At 61.9% G+C, this 16,354-nt stretch carries 14 protein-coding genes and 1 tRNA gene; 11 read left to right on the plus strand and 4 right to left on the minus strand.

Features of this window, described 5'->3' with window-relative positions:
• Positions 1-75 precede the first annotated feature (75 nt).
• Entirely contained in the window at positions 76-2,715 is a 2,640-nt protein-coding gene (gene alaS, locus OO730_RS06210; RefSeq protein ID WP_264983723.1) for an alanine--tRNA ligase, read from the plus strand.
• Between the two features lie 119 nt (positions 2,716-2,834).
• On the opposite strand, the gene OO730_RS06215 is transcribed toward alaS, so the two are convergent.
• Positions 2,835-3,881 (minus strand): phosphatase PAP2 family protein, encoded by a 1,047-nt coding sequence (locus OO730_RS06215; RefSeq protein ID WP_264983724.1) that lies wholly within the window; start codon positions 3,879-3,881, stop codon positions 2,835-2,837.
• Between the two features lie 140 nt (positions 3,882-4,021).
• Positions 4,022-5,215, minus strand: a complete 1,194-nt coding sequence (locus tag OO730_RS06220) for an MFS transporter (RefSeq protein ID WP_264984130.1) — start codon at positions 5,213-5,215, stop codon at positions 4,022-4,024.
• A 326-nt stretch (positions 5,216-5,541) separates the two neighbouring features.
• Here OO730_RS06220 and rplM point away from each other — a divergent pair, with 326 nt between their 5' ends.
• Positions 5,542-5,970, plus strand: coding sequence for a 50S ribosomal protein L13 (gene rplM / locus OO730_RS06225; RefSeq protein WP_264983725.1), 429 nt, complete (start codon positions 5,542-5,544; stop codon positions 5,968-5,970).
• Positions 5,971-5,982: 12 nt separating this feature from the next.
• The gene (gene rpsI, locus OO730_RS06230; RefSeq protein ID WP_407681911.1) at positions 5,983-6,372 is read left to right on the plus strand and encodes a 30S ribosomal protein S9; all 390 of its coding nucleotides are present in this window, start codon (positions 5,983-5,985) and stop codon (positions 6,370-6,372) included.
• Between the two features lie 1,085 nt (positions 6,373-7,457).
• Here rpsI and OO730_RS06235 read toward each other — a convergent pair.
• Positions 7,458-8,168: an SIMPL domain-containing protein gene (locus OO730_RS06235; RefSeq protein ID WP_264983726.1), complete on the minus strand. Its 711-nt coding sequence runs from the start codon at positions 8,166-8,168 to the stop codon at positions 7,458-7,460.
• Between the two features lie 153 nt (positions 8,169-8,321).
• Between OO730_RS06235 and OO730_RS06240 the strand changes: the two genes are divergently transcribed.
• Positions 8,322-9,584 (plus strand): radical SAM protein, encoded by a 1,263-nt coding sequence (locus tag OO730_RS06240; RefSeq protein WP_264983727.1) that lies wholly within the window; start codon positions 8,322-8,324, stop codon positions 9,582-9,584.
• Between the two features lie 840 nt (positions 9,585-10,424).
• On the opposite strand, the gene purM is transcribed toward OO730_RS06240, so the two are convergent.
• Complete coding sequence (gene purM / locus OO730_RS06245) at positions 10,425-11,486, minus strand: phosphoribosylformylglycinamidine cyclo-ligase (RefSeq protein WP_264983728.1); 1,062 nt, start codon at positions 11,484-11,486, stop codon at positions 10,425-10,427.
• Between the two features lie 156 nt (positions 11,487-11,642).
• Between purM and OO730_RS06250 the strand changes: the two genes are divergently transcribed.
• From OO730_RS06250 to prxU, 7 genes are all read left to right on the plus strand, one after another.
• Positions 11,643-12,023 carry a hypothetical protein gene (locus tag OO730_RS06250; protein WP_264983729.1) on the plus strand — a complete coding sequence of 127 codons (381 nt, stop codon included), beginning with the start codon at positions 11,643-11,645 and terminating at the stop codon, positions 12,021-12,023.
• Positions 12,020-13,039, plus strand: a complete 1,020-nt coding sequence (gene amrS, locus OO730_RS06255) for an AmmeMemoRadiSam system radical SAM enzyme (protein WP_264983730.1) — start codon at positions 12,020-12,022, stop codon at positions 13,037-13,039. The genes OO730_RS06250 and amrS overlap by 4 nt, the downstream gene beginning before the upstream one ends.
• Before the next feature lie 79 nt (positions 13,040-13,118).
• A tRNA-Pro gene (locus tag OO730_RS06260) sits at positions 13,119-13,195 on the plus strand.
• 243 nt (positions 13,196-13,438) lie between these two features.
• Positions 13,439-13,954, plus strand: a complete 516-nt coding sequence (locus tag OO730_RS06265; RefSeq protein ID WP_264983731.1) for a YeeE/YedE family protein — start codon at positions 13,439-13,441, stop codon at positions 13,952-13,954.
• A complete protein-coding gene (locus OO730_RS06270) occupies positions 13,951-14,475 on the plus strand; it encodes a YeeE/YedE family protein (RefSeq protein WP_264983732.1) in 525 nt (174 codons plus the stop codon). Before OO730_RS06265 ends, OO730_RS06270 begins: the two co-directional genes overlap by 4 nt.
• A gap of 250 nt (positions 14,476-14,725) precedes the next feature.
• Complete coding sequence (locus OO730_RS06275; RefSeq protein ID WP_264983733.1) at positions 14,726-15,397, plus strand: VPLPA-CTERM sorting domain-containing protein; 672 nt, start codon at positions 14,726-14,728, stop codon at positions 15,395-15,397.
• A 192-nt stretch (positions 15,398-15,589) separates the two neighbouring features.
• The gene (gene prxU / locus OO730_RS06280) at positions 15,590-16,312 is read left to right on the plus strand and encodes a thioredoxin-dependent peroxiredoxin (RefSeq protein ID WP_264983734.1); all 723 of its coding nucleotides are present in this window, start codon (positions 15,590-15,592) and stop codon (positions 16,310-16,312) included.
• The last annotated feature ends 42 nt before the right edge of the window (positions 16,313-16,354 follow it).

Consider the following 16,354-nt stretch of genomic DNA (forward strand, 5'->3'; position numbering starts at 1 on the left):
GACACGAACGCCCCGGGTCCGTAACCCGGGGCGTTTTTCTGTCGGAGACCAACCCGTTTTGGAGATTTTTTACAGATGAAAGCCAATGAAATCCGTCAGCGCTTCCTCGAATATTTCGAGAAGAACGGCCACACCCAGGTGGAGTCCGCGCCCCTGATCCCCAAGGACGACCCGACCCTGCTCTTCACCAACGCGGGCATGGTCCAATTCAAGAAGCTCTTCCTGGGCCAGGAAAAACGCGGCTACAACCGCGCCACCACCTCCCAGAAATGTCTGCGCGTGGGCGGCAAGCACAACGACCTGGAAAACGTGGGCCGCACCGCCCGCCACCACACCTTCTTCGAGATGCTCGGCAACTTCTCCTTCGGCGACTACTTCAAGGAAGACGCCATCAAGTTCTGCTGGGAGTTCCTGACGGAAGAGCTGGGGCTGGACAAGGACCGTTTGTACATCACCATATACAAGGATGACGACGAGGCCGGCGAGCTGTGGCAGAAGGTGACAGGCGTGCCTGCCGAACGAATTTACCGCCTCGGCGAGAAGGACAACTTCTGGTCCATGGGAGACACCGGCCCCTGCGGTCCCTGCTCCGAGGTCCACTTCGACCAGGGCGAGCACGTGGGCTGCGGCCCGGACTGCGGCATCGGCAAGTGCGACTGCGACCGGTATCTCGAAATCTGGAACCTGGTGTTCATGCAGTACGACCAGGCCGAGGACGGCACCCGCACCGACCTGCCCCGCCCCTCCATCGACACCGGCATGGGCCTTGAGCGCATCGCCGCCGTGGCCCAGGGCGTGGCCTCCAACTACGAGACCGACCTGTTTCAAAGCATCATCCAATACACCGCCGACCTGGCGGGCGTGAAATACCGTGAATCCGAGGAGATCGACACCGCGCTCCAGGTCATCGCCGACCACTCCCGGGCCATCGCCTTCCTCATCCCGGACCAGGTGCTGCCGTCCAACGAGGGCCGCGGCTACATCCTGCGCCGCCTGATCCGCCGCGCCTACCGCTTCGGCAAGCTCATGGGTCTTGAAGGCAGCTTCCTGTGGAAGACCGCGTCCAAGGTCATCGACGACATGGGCGGCCACTACAAGGAGCTGGAAGAGACCCGCGACTTCATGGTCGAGGTCGTCAGGGGCGAGGAGGAATCCTTTGCCAACACGCTGGACAAGGGCCTCGACATGCTCGAAGCCGAACTGGCCGAGCTGAAGCAGGCCAAGGCCGCCATCGTGCCCGGCGAGACCACTTTCAAGCTGTACGACACCTACGGCTTCCCCATCGACATCGTGCGCGACATCGCCGAACAACACGGCCTGGGCGTGGACGAGGCCGAGTTCGACAAATTCATGCAGGAGCAGAAGAACCGCTCCAAGGCCGCCTGGAAGGGGTCCGGCGAAAAGGACGTGGCCTCCATCTTCCAGACCCTCCTGGAACAGGACGTGACCTCCGAATTCTCCGGCTACGAGACCATGGCCGACCAGTCCGGGATCGCCTACGTGCTGACCCCGGACGGCGAGGTCGTGGACTCCCTCAAGGCCGGCGAATCCGGCTGGATGGTGGCCAAGGTCACCCCGTTCTACGGCGAATCCGGCGGCCAGACCGGCGACACCGGGGCCGTTGCCGCCACAGGCGGCAAGGCGGACGTGCTCGACACGGTCAAGCCGTCCCAGTCCCTGACCGCCCACAAGATCACCGTCACCGACGGCGAGATCGGGACCGGCGACACCGCGTTCCTGAACGTGGACCGCACCCGGCGCATGGCCACCATGCGCAACCATACCGTGACCCACCTGCTCCACGCCGCCCTGCAAAAAGTGCTCGGCGACCACGTCAAGCAGGCGGGCTCCCTGGTGGGCCCGGACCGGCTGCGCTTCGACTTCACCCACATCAAGCGCCTCTCCCCCGAGGAGATCGCCGAGGTCGAATCCATCGTCAACCGGAACATCTTCGACGCCCTGCCCGTGACCCGCGAGGTCATGGACATCAAGGCCGCCCAGGCCAAGGGCGCCACCGCCCTGTTCGGCGAAAAGTACGGCGACACCGTGTCCGTCATCGAGGTGCCGGGCGTGTCCATGGAATTCTGCGGCGGCACCCACCTGGACAACACCGGCATTGCCGGAACCTTTGTCATCACGTCCGAAGCGGGCGTGGCCGCAGGCATCCGCCGCATCGAGGCCGCCACCGGCCACAACGCCGTGGCCTGGCTCAACGAACGCCGCGCCGCCGCGACCGAGGCCGGGGCCATGCTCAAGGCCCAGCCCGCCGACCTGCCCGGCAAGGTCAAGGACCTCCAGCAGCAGGTCAAGGACATGGCCAGGGAGATGAAGACCCTCCAGGCCAAGCTGGCGTCCGGCGCGGGCCGCGACATGATGAGCGAGATGGAAGAGATCAACGGGGTCAAGGTCCTGGCCGTGGAGCTGGAGGCCCCGAACATGGGCGTCATGCTCGAACAGATGGACGCCCTGCGCTCCAAGATCGATTCCGGCATCATCTGCCTGGTGGCCGGGCACGGCGACGACAAGGTGTCCGTGGCCCTGGCCGTGACCAAGGACCTGCACGGCCGGTTCAAGGCGGGCGACCTGATCAAGCCCGTTGCCGGTGAAGTCGGCGGTGGCGGCGGCGGCCGTCCCGACCTGGCCCGCGCAGGCGGCTCCGACCCGGCGGGCATCAAGAACGCCATCGCCAAGCTCAAGGAGCTGGTGGCTGCGTAAACCGGCTCCCGCCGTTCATCCGCAAGAAAGATCAAGGCCCCGCATCGAACCGATGCGGGGCCTTTCATTGCATTCGGCCATGGGGAATCCCGGGGGCCAGGGAACCTGCCCGGCCTATATCAATCCAGAATCCTTCCCTCGCCCAGGGGGAGCCGTCCGGCCCAGATTCCGGCCAGCCGCCACAGAATCAGGGTGAGGATGATGGCGACGTAGCCGTCCACCGCGTAATGCCATCCCAGATGCACCGATCCGACCAGGATGAAGACGAAGAAGATGCTCAGGGCCACGCCCGGCACCCAATGGGTGCGCACCCCGACCAGGGCGAACAGCAGGGCCGAGGACACGTGCATGCTCGGCAAGGCCGAGATGCCGCTGCCCAGCGCCAGCTTGTGCAACTCGTAGAGCTTCCACAGCATGTCCTGGGCGGACAGCGCCCAGACCGGGTGCTGCTCGTCGACCGACTGGAGGTACTGCATGAGCCCCTGGTAGGCGTCCAGGCCGAGGAGCCGCTCGTAGAAGCACGGCCCCGCCGACGAGAATATAGTGGCCATGCCGCTGCCCAACAGGGACCAGCACAGGACAAAGGACAGGAAGAACTGCATGCGCAGGACGGGATTGCTCAGGCTGAACGCCTGCCAGTACACGACCATGAACATGGTGAACAACCATGCGGCGTATATGAAATTGATGGTCAGGGTGACGGCGGGATAACCCAGCAGCGGCATGAGCAGTTCCCACGGCTGATATCCGCCGTGCAGGAGTTCCTCCAGGCGGTACAACGCGGGGTCCCATGTGTAGGGATTCATGACCGGGATAAGGCTCTTGAAGGCGGTGAACGCGGACATGAACACCGGCAGCAGCAACAGAATGGGCAGCCCGGTGAGGAACCGCTCCTCGAACAGGACTTTGAAGTCCGCCCGCATGTGGGACAGAAGCGGCCTGGGCCGGGTGACAAGCGCCATGTTCAGGTATCGGCCGAGGAGAACGGCCGCAAAGAAAAGCACTGCGGTCAGCGGCAGGACCTCATACATGTCGAACGAGATCATGTGGTAGGTGCCCAGCCATGCACAGACCGCGATCAGGGCGATCATGTAGGCCAACACATATATTATGAAATGACGGTGCTGACGAATCCGCTCCAAAATGATGGTCGCCAGCCTCTTCATACTGTTCTCCACCGCTCCAGCTCCACTCGCAAACAATGAACGTCCCTGACCGCGCCATGGCGGCCGACAATAACGGCTTGCCTTTCAAAAATCCTTGATTCCATATTTTGCAGGAACAAGTCAAACCCGTCAACAGTCCGCTATTGCTGAACTATATTTCCCTGATCCTCCGGGGGCTCATATCCGTGCAGCAGCACGGCGACCACGACGGACCCGATGAAGAGAAGGGCCGCCCCCAAGGTGAAGACGTGGGCGACGCCGAGGGTGTCCATGATCAGCCCGGACAGGATGGGGGAAATGATCAGCCCGAAGGTCCAGGCCGCGTCCGTGACGCTCATGAGCGAGGCCATGCCCATGGTCCGCCCCAGGTGGCCGGAGATGACCAGGCTGCCCGGGAAGGTCAGCCCGCTGGCCAGCCCCATGAGCACGTTCAGGCCGAGGAGGGGACCGAATCCCTCCACGAAGGGCATGGGCAGGATGGACACGGCGCAGGCGAACATGCCGACCAGAACGGCGGACTTGGGGTTGCCCCGGTCCATCCACCGCCCCACGGGCTGCTGCATGAGGGCCACTATGAAGATGTTCACGGACAGCAGGACGCCCACCTGGAGCGAGGACAGGGACGCCCCCATGGCGTAGATGGGCAGGAAGGTGTAGACCGCGCCCTGGCCCGTGGCCGCGAAAAATCGCATCAGCACGAGGGCCACTGCAGTGCGGTCGGAAAAAATCTCGCGCAGGGAGGCCGTGCCCTGTGCGCGCACCACTGCCCCGCTCTCCCGGTCCGGGGGCAGCAGGAACAGCACCAGCCCGCCCGCGAAGATGGACAACGCGCCCATGCCGTAAAAAGCCGAGTGCATGCCGAAGTGCTCGAACAGGACGCCGCCCAGGGACGGACCGAGGCCGAGACCGGCCATCAGGGCCATGTTCACGGTGCCCAGGTAGGAGCCGAGCTGCCCCCTGGGCGCGATGTCGCCCGCCAGCGCCATGCAGATGGGCACCACCAGGAGCGAGGCCAGCCCGTGGGCCAGGCGGACCGCGATCAGCATCTCCGAGCTGTCGGCCATGACGTAGGCAAAGGACACCACGGAATACAGGGCCAACCCCATGAGGATGAAATTCTTCCGCCCCAGCCGGTCCGAGAACCGGCCCACCCAGGTCGAAAGCAGGGTCCGGGAGATGTTGTAGCTGGCGATGATCAGGCCGACGACCAGGCCGCCCGCCCCGAACTGCACGGCCAGGACCGGCAGCAGCGGCCAGATGATGCCCAGCCCCACCATGACGGAACAGGTGGCGGCGGACAGGGTGAAGAGGACGGCGAGCGGGGTATTCTGCATCACGGGGGCGACCCTTTGCCGATTGCCGGATTCGGGTTCGGCAGAGAAACTAGGCCCATACCGCCCCAGTATCAAGAGGGTTTTTTCATCTACGCGAAACCGTTATTTTCCGGCAACAAAAGGCTTGAGTACCCATCGGTTTTCATGTAAGTACCTGTTCCCGGTCGTGACCACCGGCGTTGCCTGTGCTTTCCCCGTTACACCCGCGTGGGCGCGTTATGTTGCTGGAATACCGACTGAATTTACAAGAATCCGAAGGGATGGCACCCTGGCTTACGGACAGGCTGCAGTGCCTTCCCACCTGTTTGCTTTAAGGAGCGATTATTATGAAGACATATAGCCCGAAGCCGGAAGACGTGAGCCGCGAATGGTTCATCGTCGACGCAACGGACAAGATTCTGGGCCGCCTGGCAACCGAGATCACCACTCGTCTGCGTGGCAAGCACAAACCCGAATTCGCCCCCCACATGGACATGGGCGACTTCGTGATCGTCATCAACGCCGACAAGATCAAGGTCACCGGCCAGAAGCTGGATGCCAAGATGTACTACAAGCACACCAACCATCCCGGCGGCCTCAAGGAAAAGAGCCTGCGCCAGATGCTGGACATCAAGCCTGAGAACGTCATCACCGCCGCGGTCAAGGGCATGCTGCCCAAGAACAAGTTGGCTGCCAAGCAGATCAAGAAGCTGAAGGTCTACGCCGGCAGCGAGCACCCGCACGCCGCCCAGGCACCCAAACCTCTGGATATTTAATCGGGGATTATCATGAGCGATTTCACTTACGCCACTGGCAAACGTAAAAATGCGATCTCCCGTACCCGTCTGTACGCCGGTACCGGCCAGATCACCGTCAACGGTCGTCCCTTCGAGGACTACTTTCCCCGCAAGACCCTGCAGATGGTCGTGCAGCAGCCGCTGAAGCTGGTCAAGATGCTCGACAAGTTCGACATCAAGGCCAACTGCACCGGCGGCGGCGTGTCCGGCCAGGCAGAAGCCCTGCGCCACGGCATCTCACGCGCCCTGTGCGAGATCGATCCCGAACTGCGCGCCGTTCTGAAGCCCGCCGGTCTCCTGACCCGCGATGCTCGTAAGAAAGAGCGCAAAAAGTACGGTCTGCGCGGTGCCCGCGCATCCTTCCAGTTCTCCAAGCGTTAAGCCGAAGACTGGAAACCACGACACTCAAAAGGTCGGTACCTGTTGGTACCGGCCTTTTTTGCGTGTGGCGTGGTTCCCGCGATTGGGGGGGTGCCTTTTTTATCACTGGAAGGCGCTTGTGCGCCTTTGGGGTGGGTAGGCTGCAAACCCGCTTTGCGGGTTTGATCGCCTCGATGGGGGGGCTTGTGCGCATTCGCGTTTTACGGTGCGCGTTCTCCTTTTAATGTGCTCCGCTCTTACAGCGGCTGACTTTTTGATTCGGGCCGTCCGTGGCCCTCACCCCTCCGGGGTCGCGCCTTTCAGGCGCGCTCCAAATCCGCTGTCCTGCGGATTTGTGGCTGGCGCACCAAAAAGTAAGCAAAAAGTGCGCTTTCCCAGCTTGACCGCCCCAAGATCGCGGGGAGAATCCGATCAGCTCGGGACAGCTCCCATCCTTGGGGGATGGCTGGCGTTGCTTGTGCGGGGGAGGTGATGGTCCATGGTAAGGTGTACGTATTGCGTTTTGGGAGCCGCCGTCCCTCGCTGTCGGCTTCTAACCTCGCGATCAAGGCGGGGTTGTCCGACGATTGAATGGGAAGGCGTACTTCTTAGGGTGCACCTGGCGGAGGAGGTGGGAGGATTTCACGAACGAGCACTTTTAAAGGGTGTACCTTGCAGTGATGGCAGCGACTAGTGATCGGGCTGTCGTCTGCAAAAGGTGCGTCTATTGGAGGCAGCAGAGACTGACGGTCTCCGTAGACAATCGCTGTCAGGCCCTAGAGCCTGTTCCGGGCGACTTGCGCAGCCCGTCGACCTTGCCGCAGGCCAGTTTGCAGACGGGCAGCAAAGTCGCCTACAGGCTCTTGGGCCTGACAGCGCGAGCTAACCCAAAAGCGCCCTTTTTCCCCTATTTTTGGGGCGCCAGCCAAAAATAGGGCCGCCGAGGGGCGGAACACATTGTAGGGAGGACGAAGAGCGTACAACGCGAATGCGCGCATACTTTAAAAAGAAGGCCCCCTACCCGCAGCGCGGGTTTGGAGCCGTCCCAACAAAAGCACTTGCCTCTGCTTAAGAGGCCGTCTGCTCGAAGACCCCGCCGTCGGAGGCTAGTCTTCCAGGAAGTAATCCACCGTCGTCACCACACGGACCTTCTTGATTTCCGGGGTGTAGCGGTCTCGATCCTGGAGGCTGAAATAGCCCTGGGTGGCGCGGCGGATGGCACCCACGCGGGAGCCGGAATCCTCGGCGAACTGCTTGGCCGCAGCCCGGGCGTTGCGGGTGGCCTCGGCGATCATGTCCGGCTTGATCCCGTTCAGGCCGGTAAAGGCGAAAGTGGGCTGGTATTCCCAGTTCTGGACGAGCATGACGCCGCGCGACACGAGATCCCCGGCCGACGACATGGCCTTTTTCACGGTGGCGATATCCGGGGACCTGACGGTCAGGATGACGCTGGCCGTGAACCGCTCGGCCACCGTGCGGCCCGGGTTCATAGCCTGGTTGTCCTGAATGCGCGGGATGGTGTCCAGAATCTCGGCCTCACCGAGGCCCTTTTCCCGAAGAAAGGCCATGATCCGGGAACGCGACTCCTTGAGGGCCGCGTCCACGCCTTCCAGCGTGTTGCCGCCCGCGCCGTAGCTGATGGGCCACATGGCCAGATCGGCCGGGACCTCGCGCTCGGCCAGTCCCTTGACCGTGACATACCGGTCCAACTCCTTGAAATCGATGAGGGCCTTCCCCAGAACCCAGCAGCCGCCCACCAACCCGAGGGCCAGGATGATGGCCGCCGGAACCGTCCATATGGCATTTTTCCTCTCCATGATATTCCTCCTGCGCGCCGGCGCGATATCCACCCCCGCAAACTCGCACAGCAAGTTTTTTTTGGCAAACCCGAATGCGCCCGCACACCCCAAAGACCACAACAATCATTCAAATCTTGCGAAATTGCCGTTTTTCATTATGATCGCACCATCATGCCATCGAAAAAGAAACCCCAGCCGAGGATGCTGTTCGCCTCCCCGGACGGCGAAATATTCGACCACCCGGACCTGCTGCTCATGGTCCGCCGGGGCGATGAATTCGGCCTGCCCCGACCGGACGAGATCTCGGTCCTGCCGGACGAATCCGAATTCTTCATGCTGCCCGGTCGCCACGCCATGGGCTACAACCCCGAAACCGGCGAGACCGAGGTCATGGAGGAGCTTGCCGTGGCCGCCTTTGCCTGCCCCGGCAACACGGTCACCGGCATCGCCGCCTACGAATCCGACGACGACGCACCGATCCTGCCCCTGCTTTCCTACGGAGCCATCGGCTATGCGGAAGGCAAGTTCTGGGTCTGCGCCAAGAAGGTGGACGAGGACAACCGGCAGGTGTTCAAGCACATCCCGCCGGACCGCGTCGAGGCCGGCGCCCACGAGCTGATCACCGAGATGCCCGACAACCGGCTGGTCAACCACCTGGCGGGCTGCGCCCTGGCCAGCGGCTGCCCGGCGGCCAAGAACCTGGCGCTCGGACGGTTCGAATGTCCCCTGCCCACGGCCCGGACCTGCAACGCCAACTGCGTGGGCTGCATCTCCTACCAGCCCGAGGATTCCGGGTTCCCGTCGCCGCAGTGCCGCATCTCCTTCACGCCCACGGCCCAGGAGATCGTGGACATCATGCGCCGCCACGAATCGCGCGAACGCCGCCCCATATTCTCCTTCGGCCAGGGATGTGAGGGCGAGCCCCTGACCGAGGCCGAACTGATCTGCGAGGCCGTCAAGCGATACCGCTCCGACGGCGGCATGGGCACGGTCAACGTCAACACCAACGGTTCGCGCACCCAGGTCATGCCCGCCCTCAAGGTGGCCGGGGTCAACTCCATCCGGGTCAGCCTCAACTCCGCCCGCAAGGGACCGTACGAGGCATACTACCGGCCCAAGGGGTATTCCTTCGAGGACGTCAAGGCGACCATAGCCAAGGCCCACGACGTGGGGCTCTACGTTTCGCTCAACCTGCTCTACTTCCCGGGCATCACGGACACGGAAGAGGAATTCGACGCCCTGGTCGAGCTGGGCGAATGCTGCAAGTACGACTTCATCCAGCTGCGCAACCTGAACCTCGACCCCGAGCTGTACCTCGAGCTCATGGCCCCCTTCGGGCACTCCCCGTCCATGGGATTCATGAATTTCAAGAAGCGCCTCAAAAAGGCCCTGCCCTGGATCAAGTACGGATACTTCAACCCGTACCTGGGGTAGAGACACGCCAGTAATAACGCCGCCTTCCTTGATAGGAAGGCGGCTTTTTTGGGGGTGGGCGCGCATTCGCGTTAAGCGGTGTCCGTTCTCCCTACTTTGTGTTCCGCCACTCGGCGGCCCTATTTTTGGGGCGCTTTCGGGGTAGCTCGCGCTGCCAGGCCCAAGAGCCTGTAGGCGACTTTGCTGCCCGTCTGCAGACTTGCCTGCGGCAAGGTCGACGGGCTGCGCAAGTCGCCCGAAACAGGCCCTAGGGTCTGCCAACGGATTGTCCATCTCTGCCGTTTGGGACCGGTAACTCCAATAGGTGCACCATTGGAACGCCATCTGCCCAGACAATTGTGGTTTGCACCAGCCCTTGATGGAGGCTCAGAAGCCGACGGCGAGGGGTGACGGCTCTGTTTTTGGAAAGCGACGATTTGCCAGGGACTTCACCCTCAGGAAACACGAAGCGCGTTCCATCCCCCAAGGGACAGGAGCCGCCCCGAGTGCATCGGATTCTTGCCGAGATCTTGGGGGCGGCCAAGCTTGAAAAGCGCACTTTTTGCTTACTTTTTGGTGCGCCAGCCACAAATCCGCAGGACAGCGGATTTGGAGCGCGCCTGAAAGGCGCGACCCCGGAGGGGTGAGGGCCACGGACGGCCCGAATCAAAAAGTCAGCCGCTGTAAAAGCGGAACACAACGTAAGGAAAACGAGTGCAGCCAAACGCGAATGCGCGCCCACCCCAAAAAACAAGCGATCAAGCCCGCACCACGGGCTTGGAGACCAAACAAAAAGGCCGCCCACAAGGGCGGCCCTGACATTCTTTTAAGGCACGCTGCCGAAGCGCCCCACCAATGGGGCTAGGGGAATATGACCTCCACCTGCTCGGACGCGCCCTCGCGCTTCACGATCTCGCCGATGCGATAGGCATCGACATCGTCGCGTGCGTCGAGCATCTCCATGGCCCTGTCCGCGCTGTCCGCGTCGAGGATGAGGATGTAGCCGATGGAACAGTTGAAAATCTGGAGCATCTCGGGCCAGGACAGGTCGCCCTCGGTCTTGAGCCAGTCGAAGACGGGCAGCATGGGCCAGGAGCCGAACTCGATGCGGGCGGTGACGTTTTCGGGCAGGATGCGCGGCACGTTGTCGTAGAAGCCGCCGCCCGTGACGTGGACCATGCCCTTGATGGTCATGGCGTCCATGAGCTCCAGCACCGGCTTGACGTAAATCCTGGTCGGCTCGATGAGCACCTCGGCTGCGGTCCGGTCCGTCCCGGGGAAGGTGTCGGTCGCCTTGAGGCCGGAGGCGTCGAAAACCTTGCGGATGAGCGACCAGCCGTTGGAGTGCGCCCCCGAGGAGCCGAGTCCGATGATCACGTCGCCGGACGCCACTTCCTTGCCCGTGACGAGTCGGGGCGTGTCCACCATGCCCACGGCGAATCCGGACAGGTCGTACTCGCCGTCCGGGTAGAACCCGGGCATCTCGGCGGTTTCGCCGCCCAGCAGGGCGCAGGCGGATTGTCGGCACCCTTCGCAGACGCCGGAAACCACCTGCTCGGCCACGCCGGACTCGAGCTTGCCGGTGGCGAAATAGTCGAGAAAGAAAAGCGGGGTCGCGCCCTGGACCAGCACGTCGTTGACGGACATGGCCACCAGGTCGATGCCCACGGTGTCGTGCTTGTCGAACATGAAGGCGAGCTTCAGCTTGGTGCCCACGCCGTCGGCGCCGGCCACCAGCATGGGAGCCTCCATGCCCGCGATCTCGGGCTTGAACAGGCCGCCGAAGCCGCCGATGTCGGTTGCCACGCCGGGGGTGAAGGTGGACTTGACCATATCCTTGATACGGCTGACGAACAGGTTGCCCGCCTCGATGTCCACGCCCGCTGCGGTATATGCCTGGGAACGCTTGGCGCTTTCGCTCATTGAAGTCTCCTCGGATTCGGGTTGGTACGGGTTATAGATTGTTGCCGGACCAAGTTCAAGAGGCAATATGCGCGGCCCGCCAATTGCATTGATTTTTCCCCTGAGAGCACCTATGTAGGAAATAGGGAAAACATCGTTTTCACTGCGGAGGAAACCATGCGTCATTTCAACACCATAGTCCTGGCCGTCCTGACCGTTTTCTTTTTGACGATCCCCACGGCCTCGGCCCAAAACAAATTCAAGAATGAGGACACGGCCAAAAACCGGCAGGACAACACGTTCGGCACAGGCTACCGCGAAGAAGGCACGGACATCTCCGTGGGCAAGGACGAGCGCGGGAGCTCGGTCATCAGGAGCACGGCCACGCCCAAGAAAGAGGTAGACTGGTACGACAAGATCGACATCGAGGTCGAACCCCAGGTCAACTGGCCCACGGACTCCACCACCACCTCGACCACCACCCAGGAGACCGTCGACCCGGCGGGCGACACGACCACCCCCACGACCACCACCGAAACCAAGACCGAAACGCCATGACTGAAGCGCGTCTGTGGAAACCCCTCAAGGACGGCCTGGTCCAGTGCCGACTGTGCAACCACTACTGCCTGATCAAGCCGGGCAGCCGCGGGGAGTGCGGGGTGCGTGAAAACCGCAGCGGCACCCTGTACGCATTGAACTACGGCAAGATCGCGGCCCGGAACCTCGACCCGGTGGAAAAGAAGCCGCTCTACCACTTCCAGCCGGGCACCCGGACCTTTTCCTTCGCCACCATGGGATGCAACCTGACCTGCTCCTTCTGCCAGAACTGGTCGCTGTCCCAGCCGCCGCGCGAGGAAGGCACCATCCTCGGTCGGGACGCCACCCCCGAGGAGCTGGTCGACGAGGCGGTCCGCCTCAAGGCCGCGTCCATCTCCTATACCTATTCCGAACCGACCATCTTCTTCGAGCTGATGCAGGACACGGCCCGGCTGGCCCGCGAGAAGGGGCTGAAAAACATCATGGTCTCCAACGGGTACATGAGCCGCGAATGCCTTGAGGAACTCGCCCCGCTCATCGACGCCATCAACGTGGACCTCAAGTGCTTCACCGACGAATTCTACCGGGACATCTCCGGGGCACGCCTCCAGCCCGTGCTCGACAACCTGCAACGCATCAAGCACGAGCTCAAGTGGTGGCTGGAAGTGACCACCCTGCTCATTCCCGGCCACAACGACTCGGACGGGGAACTGGACCGGCTCACGGACTTCCTGGCGGACAAGATCGGCACGGACACGCCGTGGCACATCTCCCGCTTCCACCCGGACTACCGGCTGACCGATGCGGGCCCGACCGACGGGGATTCCCTGCAGCGCGCCTACGCCATGGGCAAGGCCAAGGGGCTCAAATTCGTCTACATCGGCAACATGCCCGGCCTGAACCGACAGAACACCGCCTGCCCCTCCTGCGACGCCGAACTGATCAACCGGACCGGCTTCACCCTGCACGCCTCGGGCATCATAAACGGCCGATGCGCCCACTGCGGCGAACCCATCCCCGGAGTGGACCTCGGCTGACCCGGCTTGCCAACGACTCCCATTTCCAGTAGGTATTCACACCCCGCTTCTTGCGCAGCCGCGCAAGCAGCGGGTCAGTCGGAGTGTGGCGCAGACCGGTAGCGCGCCTGCTTTGGGAGCAGGATGTCGGGGGTTCAAATCCCTCCACTCCGACCATGACAGCCGGAAAGGCTTCGAACAACGGTTCGGAGCCTTTTTTCGTTGAAGACGTCCTGCGCCCCTCTCACGGCAATACTGTTTCGATGCATGCCGTGCCTTCCACTTGATCGCCAATAGTGATATTCACATGTTCAAGTATCAAAAAAATCTGATGACGCCCCTGCCTCCCGAACCGTCAAGGACCGAGCGTCGCCGGATTCACGGCAGCAAGTCGAATCATTTCAAATGGAGGTTTTTATCATGAGCAGACCTGAAAAACCCTGGAACCCTTATCTTGCAGGAGCCCTGAGTGGGGTGCTGGCTGTGGCCTCGGTGCTTGTTGCGGGCAGCTACCTTGGGGCCTCCACCACGTTTGTCACCTCGGCGGGCATGGCGGAAAAAGCGCTTTCCCCCTCCCTGGTGGACACGGCGTATTATCTCAAATACGACCTGGCCGTTGACTGGCAGTTCATGTTCGTGGTCGGCATCGTCATCGGGGCCTTCATAGCTTCGCGCACGGACGGCTCCTTCCGCGTGCAGATGGTGCCGGACATGTGGTCCGGGCGATTCGGCAACGCCCCCATGGTGCGCGGCATCGCGGCCTTTGTCGGCGGCGTCGTGGCCATATACGGCGCGCGGCTGGCGGGCGGCTGCCCAAGCGGGCACGGGTTGTCCGGGTTGGCCCAGATGTCCATGAGCGGGTTCATCGCCGCCGGGTGCTTTTTCATCGGCGGCATCGTCATGGCCCGGCTGGTATACGGGAGGGCGGCGCAATGACACTCGTATACGGACTGATCACCGGCGTCATCTTCGGCTTCCTGCTCCAGAAGGGGCGGGTACTTCGCTACGACAAGCAGCTGGGCGCCCTGCGCCTCATTGACATGACCATCGTCAAGTTCATGCTGTCCAACATCATCGTGGCCATGGTCGGCCTCTACCTGCTGCGCGACCTCGGGCTGGTCAAGCTCTCGCTCAAGGCCACGACCCTGGGACCCAACATCGTCGGCGGGCTCCTGTTCGGCCTGGGCTGGGGCGTGGTCGGCTACTGCCCCGGCACCTCGGCCGGAGCATTGGGCGAGGGCCGCTTCGACGCCCTCTGGGCCATCCTCGGCATGCTGGTGGGCGCGTCCATCTTCGCCCATACCTTTCCCATGCTCAAGTCCACGGTCTACACCTGGGGCGAGCTGGGCAAGATCACCCTGCCCGACGTGCTGGGCATGAACCACTGGGTCGTCATCGGCGCGCTGGTCGTGATCTACGCCCTGGTCCTGCGGCTCATAGAGCGAAAGGGGCTCTAGACAGGGGCCCAGCCCCACTCACTCGAACACGAAGCGGGGCCCGGCAGCGGGCCTCGCTTTTTTTTGCGTCCGTATGCCCGAAAGCCTGAGGCCCGCGTCCACTTTTTCCGGATTTTTGCGCTTCTTTATTTTATAAACAAAATATTAAACGCAATTTCAGTCAATTGCGTAAAAGGTACAGAAAATGCATTATACCAAATGAAACATAATTCATAACCACTAAGGTTCGTTTTTAACGGAGGATATCGGGGTGAAATCATTCAAAACCATTTTTATGGGCGCAATCATCGCGGGGATGCTGCTTGTCGCCGCAAACAGCGCCATGGCGGCCTACACCGGGTTGTATGAAAACGAAAACGACAGTTCGTTATTCGTTAATCTCGGTACCGGATACTTCGACGTCAACGGCATCGATCATTACGATGTCACCTACGTCAATCCTGAGCAAACTCTCTGGTATGCGGAAAAAAACAGTGGTGGTTACATCTACGGCGCAAGCCAGGGCAGCCGGTTTGCCTTCATCCAATCGGGCACACTGCTGGACCCCAGCCTTTTCGACGGGCTTGCGGCCAAGATCGACGGCTTTGTTACGGCTGTTGAAACGAATTCCATCATCAACAGCACTTCGCCGCTTATAACCAACGAGGTAAAGTTTGCCGTTCTCGTAGGCCTGGCCGGTTCGTATTTCGGCGACCTCTCCGTACCCATCCTTACCAGCGATTGGTTCGGATTCGGTGAATTCGCCGCCGACGGCAGCAGCTTTGACGTCACCGTGGGTGATCTTTCCCTGGAAGGACTGCAAGCCATGCTCTGCGACGACTGCACCGAGACCTACAGGGCCACGCCCATTCCGGGCGCAGTCTGGCTCCTCGGCTCCGGCCTGGTCGGCCTGGTCGGCCTGAGGCGGCGCATGCGCGGCTGAGCACCAACCACACACGCTACAAGAAAGGCCCCGGGAGACATCCCGGGGCCTTTTCATTCATGGGAGCATTCCGGCACAATCCCGCATCTTCCCCCAAAAAACCCTTTGCATGAATGTAAATAGTTAGTATTATCATTTACATAGATTTTATCTATGCCTGTGTATTCATATTTTCAATCAATGGAGACTGCCATGCCCACTGAGCAAAATCCCGCATGCGAGCGCCCGGCCCCCAAGGTCGCAAAAGTTCCGCAGCCCGAAGCGGAAGCCCAGTCCCAAACCCCGGAAAAACAAGGAGGCCCCATGATTCGCGTTGGCCAAAAAGCCCCCGATTTCACTGCCGCCGCATACGTGAACGGCGGTTTCGGCTCCGTGACCCTGTCCGAATACCTCGGAAAGTGGGTCGTGCTCTGCTTCTACCCCGGCGACTTCACCTTTGTCTGAGCAACCGAAATCTCTGCGGTCGCAGAGAAGCACGACGAATTCGAGAAGCTCGGCGTCCAGGTCCTGTCCATGTCCACGGACTCCATGTTCGTGCACAAGATGTGGGAGGAACATGAACTTTCCAAGATGGTCACGGCAGGGAAGATTCCCTTCCCCATGCTGTCCGATGGCGGCGGCGCCGTGGGCTCGGTCTACGGAATCTATGACGACGCCTCGGGCGTGGACGTGCGCGGCCGGTTCATCATCGATCCCGACGGAGTGGTCCAGGCCTTCGAGGTCCTGACCCCGCCGGTCGGTCGCAACGTGTCCGAGAGCCTGCGCCAGATCCAGGCCTTCCAGCTGGTGCGCGAGTCCAAGGGCGCACAGGCCACACCGTCCGGATGGAAACCCGGCAAGGCCGTGCTCAACCCCGGCCCCGGCCTGGTGGGCAGGGTATGGGAGGAATGGAAGGTCCAGCAGGCCTTCGACTAGAATTGACCGTGACGGCAACCAGGGCCCTCTGCTATGTTCGGA

Source organism: Pseudodesulfovibrio portus (assembly GCF_026000375.1).
In the GTDB taxonomy this organism is placed as follows: Bacteria; Desulfobacterota; Desulfovibrionia; order Desulfovibrionales; family Desulfovibrionaceae; genus Pseudodesulfovibrio; species Pseudodesulfovibrio portus.